The 12,540-nt window shown below is 46.7% G+C and carries 11 protein-coding genes; 8 read left to right on the forward strand and 3 right to left on the reverse strand.

All coding sequences use genetic code 11. The annotated features are described in order from the left end of the window. Window positions 1-93 precede the first annotated feature (93 nt). Both RIC07_RS04730 and RIC07_RS04735 read right to left on the reverse strand, forming a co-directional pair. Entirely contained in the window at window positions 94-249 is a 156-nt protein-coding gene (locus tag RIC07_RS04730) for a hypothetical protein (RefSeq protein WP_446393508.1), read from the reverse strand. Beyond that, entirely contained in the window at window positions 250-945 is a 696-nt protein-coding gene (locus RIC07_RS04735; protein ID WP_446393509.1) for a rhomboid family intramembrane serine protease, read from the reverse strand. Between the two features lie 291 nt (window positions 946-1,236). On the opposite strand from RIC07_RS04735, the gene RIC07_RS04740 reads away from it, so the two are divergent. Continuing rightward, the gene (locus tag RIC07_RS04740) at window positions 1,237-2,490 is read left to right on the forward strand and encodes an ATP-grasp domain-containing protein (RefSeq protein ID WP_446393510.1); all 1,254 of its coding nucleotides are present in this window, start codon (window positions 1,237-1,239) and stop codon (window positions 2,488-2,490) included. A 236-nt stretch (window positions 2,491-2,726) separates the two neighbouring features. Next, on the forward strand, window positions 2,727-3,620 hold the full coding sequence (locus RIC07_RS04745; protein ID WP_446393511.1) for a succinate--CoA ligase subunit alpha: 894 nt from the start codon (window positions 2,727-2,729) through the stop codon (window positions 3,618-3,620). Between the two features lie 312 nt (window positions 3,621-3,932). Here the strand turns inward: RIC07_RS04745 and RIC07_RS04750 are convergent, their stop codons facing one another. Next, window positions 3,933-5,408, reverse strand: coding sequence for an IS200/IS605 family accessory protein TnpB-related protein (locus RIC07_RS04750; RefSeq protein ID WP_446393512.1), 1,476 nt, complete (start codon window positions 5,406-5,408; stop codon window positions 3,933-3,935). Between the two features lie 636 nt (window positions 5,409-6,044). On the opposite strand from RIC07_RS04750, the gene RIC07_RS04755 reads away from it, so the two are divergent. From RIC07_RS04755 to RIC07_RS04780, 6 genes are all read left to right on the forward strand, one after another. Beyond that, window positions 6,045-7,064, forward strand: coding sequence for an aldo/keto reductase (locus RIC07_RS04755; protein ID WP_446393513.1), 1,020 nt, complete (start codon window positions 6,045-6,047; stop codon window positions 7,062-7,064). An 80-nt stretch (window positions 7,065-7,144) separates the two neighbouring features. Beyond that, on the forward strand, window positions 7,145-8,287 hold the full coding sequence (gene ribD / locus RIC07_RS04760) for a bifunctional diaminohydroxyphosphoribosylaminopyrimidine deaminase/5-amino-6-(5-phosphoribosylamino)uracil reductase RibD (protein WP_446384318.1): 1,143 nt from the start codon (window positions 7,145-7,147) through the stop codon (window positions 8,285-8,287). A 204-nt stretch (window positions 8,288-8,491) separates the two neighbouring features. Further along, on the forward strand, window positions 8,492-9,118 hold the full coding sequence (locus tag RIC07_RS04765) for a hypothetical protein (RefSeq protein WP_446384320.1): 627 nt from the start codon (window positions 8,492-8,494) through the stop codon (window positions 9,116-9,118). Window positions 9,119-9,168: 50 nt separating this feature from the next. Next, window positions 9,169-10,839: an ABC transporter substrate-binding protein gene (locus RIC07_RS04770; RefSeq protein ID WP_446393514.1), complete on the forward strand. Its 1,671-nt coding sequence runs from the start codon at window positions 9,169-9,171 to the stop codon at window positions 10,837-10,839. A 309-nt stretch (window positions 10,840-11,148) separates the two neighbouring features. After that, window positions 11,149-11,328: a hypothetical protein gene (locus RIC07_RS04775; protein ID WP_446393515.1), complete on the forward strand. Its 180-nt coding sequence runs from the start codon at window positions 11,149-11,151 to the stop codon at window positions 11,326-11,328. Window positions 11,329-11,520: 192 nt separating this feature from the next. Beyond that, window positions 11,521-12,426 (forward strand): vWA domain-containing protein, encoded by a 906-nt coding sequence (locus tag RIC07_RS04780; protein ID WP_446393516.1) that lies wholly within the window; start codon window positions 11,521-11,523, stop codon window positions 12,424-12,426. Window positions 12,427-12,540 lie beyond the last annotated feature (114 nt).

Genomic DNA, 12,540 nt, shown 5'->3' on the forward strand with positions numbered 1-12,540 from the left:
AAGTAGGTTGATGGATACAAACCTAATTATATCAACTTATGGAAATAGTCTTCACACCTTTAGGTAAGATTTAGCTTGCTTCTCGAAGAGCAACTATGACAAATGACGAATGACCAATGACCAATGACCAACGACCAATGACCAATGACCAATGACCAATGACGAATGACGAATGACCAATGACCAATGACCAATGACCAATGACCAATGACCAATGACGAATGACCAATGACGAATGACCAATGACAATTAATCTTCAGACAATAATCCAAATAAAGGACCCAGGATGGCTCCGAACACAAAACCGCCAGCATGTGCCCAATAAGCAATTCCTCCAGTTTCCGTACCCACATCCGTTTGCACGCTGACACTCGCCACGCCACTAAACGCTTGTTGGACAAACCATAATCCTAAGTATAAAACAGCAGGTAATCGAATAGTTGTCACGAAATACCCTAAAAAGATTAAGGTATTGATTTGAGCCGTAGGAAACTTGAGAATATAAGCACCCATTACTCCCGCGATCGCACCACTCGCTCCTAGGGATGGAATCCCGGATTGCATAGAGAAAAACCACTGGGACAGAGCGGCTAGTATACCACAAGCAATGTAAAATATAAAGTACTTGATATGACCTAGGCGATCTTCAATGTTGTTGCCAAAAATCCATAAAAACAACATATTGCCGCCAATATGCAATAACCCTCCATGAAGAAACTGAGAACTGATCAAGGTAAACCATTCTGGCACGGGTTGATTGACTGAAATCCCCTCAAAGCTAGCGCTTAACTCTTTGGGGACAACCGCATACAGGTGGAAAAATGCATTAAGCTGGGGCGGTGTTAGAAGTAATTGATGGATAAAAACCGCAATATTAACACCAATGAGCGCGTAGGTTACATAAGGAGTAATGCGCGTGGGATTATCATCACTAATGGGGAACACAGTATGAATTATGAATTAGGAAATCTAAAAGGCAGTATTTGAGTAAAATTATACCAATTGCATTTTCATCGGCGATGCCCGACTGCTCATTTTTACGATACCCTACAGGGGGATTCGTTGAGCAAAACTGATAAGAACACTTTATCATATTAATTGGCAATCTCAATCACTTCAGGCAGATTGAGCAACCATCAGGGTGAATGAGTGGCTGTTGGAGTCAGCTTTTTGTAACGTTAAAGGCTAAGAGTTCTTACCCTTGAAGAAGACCCCCTTAGCTAAGCATCTAAATTCATGGACTTACTAGAGTACCAAGCCAAAGCCTTATTCCGTGAGATTGGAATTCCCGTCTTACCCTCTCAATGCATCGACCATCCCAGAGATCTCAAGCAGTTAGACATTCCCTATCCCGTGGTTCTCAAATCCCAAGTCCCCAAAGGCGGGCGGGGTAGAGCCGGTGGTATCCGGACAGTGGAAAATACAATTGACGCGATCGCCACCGCACGGGCTATTTTTAATCTATCCATTCTCGGTAAGTATCCCAACGTGCTGCTAGCGGAATCCCATTATGATGCTGAACAAGAATTCTATCTAGCGGTTATCCTGGACTACACCTTAAGACGCCCCGTTTTGTTAGGTTCATGCCAAGGGGGTATCCATGTAGAAAACGTCATGGCACAGATGCAGCGAGTGGTAGTAGAGGAAGACTTCTCTCCCTTTTACGCCCGACGTCTAGCCTTCAAAATGGGACTGCAAGGTGATCTGATCGAATCAGTCAGCGATATTGTCCAGAAAATGTATCAACTTCTGATCCAAAAAGACCTGGATTTAGTGGAGATTAATCCCCTTGGCGTCAGTGCTAACCATGAAGTCATGGCGCTAGATGGCAAAATTGCGGTCAATGATCACGCTTTGGGACGCCAATCAGAGTTGGCAAACCTCGCATCAAGCCTCACCCACACTCCCCAACCCACCGATCAGCCCACGGATCTCCAATGGACGGATAGTCAAGGAAATATTGGGATTCTATGTAACAGTCCTTGTCTTGCCGCCGCCACATTGGATTTAGTGTACAAAGCCAAAGGTAAGCCAGCAAGCTGTTTAATTGTAGACGGTTATGCCAGTTGGGATGTACCGTCCGCCGCCTCTCCCGTCCAACAGTTACAAAATGCCTTGCAGCAATTGACGGACACTCAAAATATCCAAGTTGTCTTAGTGAATATTTTGAGTAACGAAGCAGCTAGTGAAGCTGTGGCTGATGTAATCGCCAGTTATCTACTATCGAAAGGGGGTCAGAATGCTGAAATCAGTGTAGTAGACTATGCCCAAACACCAAAGACAGGCAAATCGAATTCCCGTGATTCACGCGATCGTCGCCGCCGGAATCTCACATCGAAATCTGCATCGAGGACAGATGTACCTCACTTGGTCATTCGTTTAGTCAACGGCAAAATAGACAGTAGCCAAAACCGTTTAGCGGCACTCCCGGTACACTGGATGGATACCTTGGATCAGGCAGTGGCACAAGCGATTTCTCTGGCAGGTTGAAAAAGTAGTGAGTCTGTAGGGGCGGGTTTTACGGTTATCGTTTTTTCCACTCCAATATGACTCAACCCGCCCTAACTGATCCTTCGCTTCCCTAGGCGGACATGATTGTGAGGACGATAATTCTGCGGCATCAGTTAGGGTAGGTATCCTATAGTTATTCTAGTTATTCGCTTGTGCCAAACCTCGACTGATCGTGTTAATCGCAAGCATCTACTACATTGCTGAAGTCAGCGCCTATGAAATTCACGCCAGATATGAAAATATTAGTCCAGGGCATTACCCAACCCATTGGTTCCTATTATGCCGCCCGCATGAAAGCGTATGGTACGAATCTAGTGGCTGGGGTTAGTGCAGGTCAGGGGGGACAGACGTTGCATGGGATTCCCGTCTTTGACCTCGTAGAAGAGGCGTTATCCGAAGTTGGATATTGCGACGCCACGATTATTTTTGCCGAATCCTACAGCGCCTTGGATGCAGCGTTAGAAGCAATAGACGCTGGCTTGTCACCCATTATTCTAGTGACGGGTGGTATTCCACCTCTAGATATGATTCACTTGCTAGCCAAAGCCCAAGCCAGGGAAACCCTGATTGTTGGACCGAGTAGTTCTGGGATTATTGTGCCAGGAAAACTGTTACTGGGGACTCAGGAGTGTGAATTTTATACGCCCGGTACAATTGGTGTGATTAGCCGGGTCAGTACTCTCACCTATGAAGTGGCTTTGGCGTTAACCCAAGCTAAACTTGGGCAATCCATCGCTGTGAATCTCGGTAGTGAAGCCATTATCGCCTCGTCATTTCGTCAGTGGCTGGAGATTTTAGCCCAGGATAAACGGACAGAAGCGATTGTCTTAGTAGATCAGACGGGGGGCGATAGTGAAGATGAAACCGCAGAGTTTATTGCCCAAGCCATAGAGAAACCCGTTATTGCTTATGTTGCTGGACAATATACCCCTGAAGATAAACAAGTCGGGGATACCAGTGCCATTATCGCGGCTCAGTTATCAGGACCGATCGCGAATACGACAACGGCTCAACATAAGGTGGCGGCGTTCAAACAGACAAATATACCTGTAGCTGAGTATCCGTCACGAATTCCTGACTTGGTAAAAAAGGCGCTCAAATACCATTAAAGGGAGCTGGGGAAGCTGGGGGAGCTGGGGGAGTTGGGGGAGTTGGGGGAGCTGGGGGATAAAAATCTAAATTAGAGTTCGCCGCCAGCCGTATTGGAACAGAACTTCACCCAAAAAAATCAAATAGGGGGTGACACCCCCCACCCCCACAGTGCTATACTGTGTTATGTAGATGCACCCTGATGATCGGGAGAGTCGCCTAATTTTAGGGCTCTCCTTTTTTATTTGTCTGAATGTCGCCGCTTCCAAAAACCTAGTCACATCTACTCACAAGTAGGCATACCTAAGCAAAACTCAACGGTATAAGTTTCTTCAAGCGCTTGTTTTTAGTGCCCTGCCGCTTCCCTGTTGAGGGTTAGCCAAAAACTCCCAGTTAGAGATACCATAGTAGGCGTGCCTACTTCTGATAAAGCGCTTGAGCTTATTATTCAGTTGGTTCCAATGACTCCATACGTGCTTGCTATCGTTCACCGATAGATAGGCGGTTATGGAGTCGGGTAATTTTTCTCCTAATCTCATGCCACGACGGGCGATCGCTAAAGCAGCCGCTTCATCACTGGCTAGCCCATACATCCGGGCATACTTGACTAGACCAATTAGGCTGGTATAGGCAGGATTAACTTGTCTAACTTCTATGCCACGATTCTCTAAAATGGCAGTTAGCAACTCATAGAAGCGGCTATATGCCCAAGCGGATAACATCCTGGCATACTTTCGCTTTTTCTCCCTAAGCTGGTTTTTCTTGCAGGAGAAGTCCAACTCTTCACAGATAATTGGACATTTGTACAGGATTGCCATATTCAAAAGCAAAAAGCCAACGTGCCTGATCGCAGCGTCCTGTTTGCCGGGTGGTAGACCGATCTGAATGGGTATCTGTCCGTGGTGTATCAGATTGCCTTCTGGATCGATGTATGCCCAACCGATTGAACCGGGATTTAAGTCTATACCAATACACCCGTAGTGGATTGGTCTGGAGACTTGTTTGACTGGCTTGGGGGTGAATTGAACAGCCACACACCATCTGCCATCCTTCCGGTAAAAATGCCAGGTTTTAGCACCCTCTGCTGGCAGTCGGTTAACTCTACGGCGGAAACCTCCAATTTCAGATGAGACATACTTGCCAAACCTACCCTCTAGACAGTAGGGAACCCGAATCTTGATCCTTTGCCCGTTCCACTGACAGGTCTGATTTCCGAATGACTCGTCTTTAGCTCCTACCACATAAGCCTGTCCTTTAGGTATAGTGACCCGAATGGGAGCTACTCTTAGGTACTTAATCTGTAATTGATAGTGGTTTAGCTTGCGCTTTTTGTGGTGCAGTTGGAAGCGTAAGTTCTGCCAGTTAGTATTCCTGTCTTGGAGAGATACCGACAAAGGAAACTGGCAGCCACTTTGGCTATTCTGCCAGTTTTTCCTACGGTAAAACTTGCTAGCATTCTTTAGCTTACGTGCAGCCTTTTTGAGCCACTTCTCACAGGATTTGGCTTTGGCGGTTAACACCTTAATATGACGTTGGCGGTTGGCTTTCGCTGCATCTACCGTCCCCTGACTAAAGGCTATCACCCCATTGGCGTGACGCTTATTGATTCCATACGCCTGCTGTAAATGCGTATTCCATTGAGATTTGTTGAATTCATTATCCCAGAGGAGATGATTAGCCGTCTCACATACCGCTTGGTGGAATATGTATGAGTATTCAGCTAGGAACATTTCCAATTGAGTTTTACCCAATGGGTTTAACTCAGAAGCTGGGGTGGGAAGTCCTTTGCAGTATGTGATGGTAGCCATTGATTCGACCTGTCAACGCAACTTCGGGTATTGTATACACTTTAGCCAAAAATGTTTCCGACTCAAATAACTACTCATTTTTGAATAGACATGAGTAGGTATGATCGGGAATTATGTTACAGTTTCTAACCCCAACTGATTTAAATAGGGGGTGACACCCCTCACCCCCAAAATGCTATACTATGTTAAGTAGATGCACCCTGATAATCGAGAGAGCCAATCGTAGGCTCTTTTTTTTCTCTTCTTCAAGATTAATTTGTCAACTCGGCAACGTAAATAGGGGTGAGACCCCTCAACTAAACGGTCATGCATCCAAGCCACACTTGATCGGTGACCCCTGCTTTTGGGAAAATAAGCGACGGTGGCATCATAAAACAGTAGCCTGTACTATCATATTTTGCTGTATAGTGCGCCTATCTATCATAGCCATAGTTATTCGGAAGCAAGCATTACCCTGTTAAGTAGGTTGGTGGAAATAAACCCAACACGATTAATTTCTGCAAATAGACCTTAAACCCTGACGAATGACGTAGCTTGCTTCTCGCTTGCGCGAGTATGACGAATGACGAATGACGAATGACAAATGACGATCAGAGCCGTTAACTTTAATTATCCCCACCTACTTCCCTCCTAACCATGACTTTACCTGAATCCAGCCGATTGCAATTAACCCCAGATTTGAACATCTGTCGCCTCTTAAATGGCTTATGGCAAGTATCTGGCGCTCATGGACGCATTGATCCCCAAAAAGCCATCCCCAGTATGTTTGATTATCTGGATGCTGGCTTTACCACCTGGGATCTCGCCGATCATTATGGACCGGCGGAAGATTTTATTGGCGAATTTAGGCGTCAACTGGTGGCGACTCGCGGTGAGGAGGCGTTAGCGAACATCCAAGCGTTTACCAAATGGGTACCACGCCCAGGTCGGATGACTCGACAATGGGTGGAGAAAAATATCGATCGCTCTCGCCAACGGATGGGAATGGATTGCCTGGACTTGCTGCAATTCCACTGGTGGGACTACCGCGATCGCAACTATCTGGACGCCCTCAAACAGATGACACAACTGCAAAGGTCAGGGAAAATTAAGCACCTGGCGTTAACCAACTTTGATACCGAACACCTAAAAATTATCATCGACGCCGATATCAACATCCTCTCCAATCAAGTCCAGTATTCCCTGATTGACCGCCGTCCTCAAGTCAACATGGCACCATTTTGTCAAGACCATGACATTAAACTGTTTACGTATGGCACAGTCTGCGGCGGCTTGTTATCAGAAAAGTATTTAGGACAACCTGAACCGGGTGGGGCAGAACTGTCTACGGCTAGCTTGAGAAAATACAAGAACATGATTGATGGGTGGGGCGGTTGGAGTTTATTTCAAGAATTGCTCACCGTACTCCAGGACATAGCCACTCACCATAACGTGAGTATCCCCAACGTAGCCGTGCGGTATATCCTCGATCAGCCAGCCGTAGCTGGTGTGATTGTTGGTGCGAGGTTAGGCATATCGGAACATATAGACGATAATGCCAGAGTATTTACCATGACTCTCGATGCCAAGGATAAGGAGAAGATTGAAGCGGTATTGGTCAAGTCTTATGATTTGTATCAAATCATCGGCGATTGTGGCGACGAATATCGACGATAAGCCAGAAAAGACAGTCCTGAATCCCTGATCCGGGGGGAGTATATTCTAAACTCAAGAATAACCAGAAAAACAGCAGACCGATGGAACACTCTCCCGTTGACGCCCAACCTGATGCTCAATCGGTGTCATCGGCGTCTTCTCATTGGACGCCATTTGATCGCACGATGATGCAACGGTGCATCGAACTAGCCCGCCGTGCTCTCGGACGAACTAGCCCTAATCCTTTAGTGGGTGCTGTCATTGTCCGGGATGGAGCGATCGTGGGAGAGGGATTTCATCCAGGCGCAGGTCAACCCCACGCAGAAATTTTTGCTCTCCGTCAAGCGGGTGACAAGTCTCAGGGAGCGACTATTTATGTCAACCTAGAGCCTTGTAATCACTATGGACGAACGCCCCCCTGCACCGAAGCCTTAATTGCCGCCGGAGTCGCTAAGGTTGTCGTCGGTATGGTTGATCCCAATCCTCTCGTGGCAGGTGGTGGGATTGAGCGGCTCAAAAAGGCTGGGATTGAGGTTGTCGTGGGTGTGGAAACGGAGGCTTGTCGCCAGCTTAATGAAGCCTTTATTCATCGCATCCTGCACAAGCGTCCTTGGGGAATGTTGAAATATGCCATGACACTAGACGGCAAAATTGCCACCGCCAGTGGTCACAGTGCTTGGGTGACGGGTCAAGAGGCGCGGCGGTATGTACATCAACTGCGGACGGCTTGTGATGCTGTTATTGTGGGCGGTAATACTGTGCGTCTGGATAACCCTCATCTCACCAGTCACGATACCGATACCCACAATCCGTTGCGAGTGGTGATGAGTCGCACCCTAGACTTGCCCATCGATGCCCGTTTATGGGAAACCGCTGATGCTCCCACGTTAGTTTTGACCGAGATCGGAGCCAATCCGGATTTACAGCACCAGCTAGTGAACAAGGGAGTAGAAGTGATTGAAATGACGCCTCTGACACCCGCCAAGGCAATGGCGTATCTGTACGACCGACAGCTTTCAACGGTGTTATGGGAATGTGGTGGCACTTTGGCAGCCAGAGCGATCGCGGATGGCACAGTCCAAAAAGTACTGGCATTTATTGCTCCGAAAATTGTCGGTGGTATAACAGCGCCCTCACCTGTTGGGGATTTAGGACTAGCAAGGATGACAGACGCCCTGACGCTTGAACAAGTCAGTTGGCGTCAGCTTGGATCAGATTATGTTGTGGAAGGCTATGTGTCATGAATTTATAAATTATGAATTATGAATTATGAATAACCGAAAAAGAGGTTTAAGTTTTACAGGTTGTAAGAACGGGTTTCACGATTATCGTTTCTTGCTACCCGAATGCCGCTAAACCCGCCCTAACTCAGTGCTGGCTTGGAGAGAAGCGAGTATAACAAATGACAAATGACGAATGACGAATGACGAATGACGAATGACTAAAAAATGCTTGAAGTGACCATTTTCAGCGTGTTAGTCGGCAATCTGGGTTGGCAGTCAGTGATTGTCAGTACATGGCTGCGCTGGCGACAGATGATCGGGAGTCATCATTATCAGGAGGAGGAAGAGGAGATTGTGATGGGTTTTGAGGCAAAAGAAGACTCAGCGTTATTACAGCAGCGACAAGCTAACGGCACGATTGACCGTATGAGCCATCCAGAACAACCTTCAGTAGACCCGCAACTGGTTGGCTGGGAATTCAAAATTGTGCGATCGCACCGCGACTTATTTCATAAACCGGCTGTGTTTCAACAACTGTGTGAAGAAGAAGCCTTGGCGGGTTGGATTCTACTGGAAAAACTTGATGATCGGCGAGTCCGCTTTAAGCGACTGATTGCGTTACGGAATATCATTGATCCCCAACAGCTACCGTTTGATCCCTACCGTTGTTATTATGGATCATCATGGACTGCCCGAAGCTGGTTGGGTCTAGTCGCCGTACTGATCGCGATCGCGATTCCTGCCTATCTGAGTTATAGCCTCGTTTCAAACCTGCTACACGACTCTCCAGAGGCTTCACCCCCGTCTCCTTACAAAGATATACCAGCCCAAGATTTCCCACCCGCGCCTTAAGTGAAAAGTCAAAATTGGATATTTGAAGCATCTAGAATGGTAGACAAAGCATGACTAAGGCTAGGAGAGTGGGCAAGGTGAGTTCACAAGGGAAATGGATCTGCGATGGTGAACCGAAAAATAATGATCAGTCTTATGTTGGTACAGGTTCCCATGCTCCCCAAGAAAATTATGGTCCAGATTGCTCAGTATGTGGCTTGCCTAGAGAGGCGATGCAGAAAAAAACGGTCATGTCGGGTAAGGGTGTTAAAATACCACGATTTTCCCTGCCCATTCTAGTCGCGATCGCACTCTTAGTTCTGTTGGGTGGTGGTGTGAGTTGGTATCTGGCGACAAGGGAAAATCAGACGCAAAATCAGACGCAACCTGTCACCGACAATGGAACGCCGACGCCGACGTCACCCTCACCCCAGAACTCTACCGCTTTACTCAGTGATACCGCCAGTCCAAGTAATGCGTCACTGATTAGTCAGGGTGAAAAGATATTACTGGATACAACATCTGCCAAACAAGCTGGCGCGGCTGCATTTGCTCAACAAGATTGGGATCAGGCGATCGCACAATATCAACAAGCGACGACTTCTGACCCCAATGATCCAGAAAGTAAACTCTATTTCAATAATGCCAAAGCTAGGCAAATCGGTAATCCATTGACGATCGCGGTTGTAGTGCCGATTACGCCAAGTGAGAATGAAGCCAAAGAAGTGTTGAGGGGTGTCGCATCAGCACAGGCGGAATTTAATGCTTCTCCAACGCCAGCCAATCGCTTACTGGAGGTCATAATTGTCAATGATGATGGCATGGGAAAAACCGTTTCTTTGGCAGAGGATTTAATTAAATTTCCCCCGGTTTTAGGCGTGATTGGACATGGAGTAGATGCAGGAACCCGACAAGCGATCGCGCAATATGAAAAAGCGGGGTTAGCTGTACTCTCACCGGTGAGTACCAATGTGACATCTGACGCGACAGGTCAGTCTATCTTAAAAACTATTTCTCTGACTCAACAAGACCAAGAATTACTCGCCACCTATTTGCAACAAGTGGGTGAAACCTTGGCAAATTATGCCGCCCAACAATCTTCTCCGGCATCAGTAGTGGTATTCTACAATTCCGACAGTCCCTATAGCCAAGCCCTAAACGCTCAGTTTACGGCTGCTTTGTCTCAAGGGAAAGGGAAGGTGGTGAAAACGGTTGATATTACCGCCAATCCCAGTTTTGACCCCGCCGGGGAAATTCAGAGTGCTACTCAAGCAGGTGCGACAATGGCATTTCTGGCATTGAGTAAAAATAAAGTGGATACCGCGATCGCACTGGCTCAAGCTAATGCCGCTCAAGCCGAAAACCCGTTAGGTTTAATTGGGGGAGATGAACTTTATAACCCAACCATTTTAATTGAAGGCGGTGATGCGATCGCGGGAATGGTCTTGGCTGTTCCCTGGAGTTGGCAACCTAACAACGCTTTTGCTCAAGAAGCCGCCCAGATTTGGCGAGGTAGAATTAGCTGGCGTACCACCACAGCTTATGATGCCACGGATGCTTTAGCTACAGCATTGAGTCAAAATCCTAGTCGAACCGGAGTTTACCAGCAGCTAAATCAAGGAATTCCCATTTCTGGGACAGCACAAGACTTTAATCTGTTTAATCAAATTCCTCTGGTTAAAGCCGTTCCTGGTTCTGCGGGTCCGACGGGTTCGCGGTATCAGTTTGATCCCGTTCAGTAAATAAATATTAATTTTTTCGTCATTCTGAATTCCCTAACAATATAGATAACGATAGGCTTCCAGAAAGTAGGTTGGGACAATTAAAGTTAACGGTTGAGATTAGGGAACAGGGAACAGGGAACAGGGAACAGTAAGGGTTTGAGGAACATTCACAGAACTTAACATAGCTCGCTTTATTTCCACCGACCTACTAATATGAGAAATACATTCTAACCCAAAGATTTGAGGAAAGGGCGACCCGATCCGATTGAGTGGACTAGAGTTGTTCATTTATGGAAGCGGGTCGCCCCTACAAGGAACGCAAGGATTATGAACAATTCACAGGCTTCTGAATTTCCTAACAATATAGATGACGAGATGCTTCCAGAATATGACTTTGACTATAGCAAAGCTAGCCCGAATCGTTTTGTTACTCAAACTGATGACTCTCCGGTAACAGTTACCCTGATGCCACCACGATCGCATCCATCGGATAACAAACACCTATAATTCCCCTGTAGGGGCGACCCGCTTGCACAAATGAATATCACCAATCCACTCAATTGACTCGGGTCGCCCTTTGCTTAATGGAGAATGAGACGTTCCGGCTTCACGTTTCTACCCAATTGTGCGAATTGCCCAAACCAGGGAAGCCTTATAATACAGGATAAAACACTGATTTAAAATTCTATAGGATTTCTGGTGCTTCGTTATCGTCGCCGTCTTTGGTTGTATCCCCTATTCCAAATCCCCTTAATTTGTTTGGGTATATGTTTAGTCGCGGCTGTATTGTTTGCTTTACTCGGACTGGGTAGACCATCGGTAGCCGTCGCGATCGCGTTAGATTTAAGTAGCAGCACCTTCTCTGAACCCTCCCAGTTCAACCAACCGGGTACGGTGATGTATCAAGAAGTTATCGCTGTTGAGTCTTATCTTGACCAAAATGCTCAACTGTTAAGAGTTCCCAATCAAATTCAGGTCTTTGGTTTTGCTGGAGTCGTTTTACCCCTGACCGATTCCTTTCAAACCGATAGTCAACAGGTAAGCGCTGAATTAAATCAGGCGCTGCAAAATCCCAACCTGATTCAGCGAATTGTACCGGGTACAACGGATTTAAATTTAGCGATTCAGGAAGGAACAGACGCCTTAAGTCCAATTCAGGATCATTGCCGAGAATTACTCTTAGTCACTGATGGTGAAGCCGACGTTGATGCTGAGGTGATTCAAGCCGCCGCCGCCCGTCGGGTGAAGATTAACGCTGTTGTCGTGGGTGATGAAGCACCTGATTTACGCAACGCGGCGGCTACCACAGGTGGGATCTATCACTCCGGTCAAGTCACTAATTTAGAAACCGTTTTCACCAATCAATTCTTTAGGAATTTTAACAGTAATCGACGCTGGGTCATTTTTTGGCTGGGTGTCGCCTGGATTTCTCTGATGTGGTTACTCATCCTCCCCTTAGATCGCTGGATTTTCCAAGGATGGCTAAAACTGCCCATGAATCTTGCGGGTCAACTCGCCTTGGGCAATGCCTTTTTCTGGACAGTCGCTACCCTTTTAATTATTTGGCACTTAGCTCAAGGATTACCGTTTATTTCACTCTGTTAACTGTTTCATATCTGGCTCAATCCAATCCTCTTTTCATTAGAGTCTCACACCTCTATCAATCTGTGAAATCAGTGCAACTAACATCCCCAAGCCCCACCTCAATGATTGCTGTAA

The sequence above is a fragment of the Coleofasciculus sp. E1-EBD-02 genome (genome assembly GCF_040218245.1).
GTDB lineage: Bacteria > Cyanobacteriota > Cyanobacteriia > Cyanobacteriales > Coleofasciculaceae > Coleofasciculus.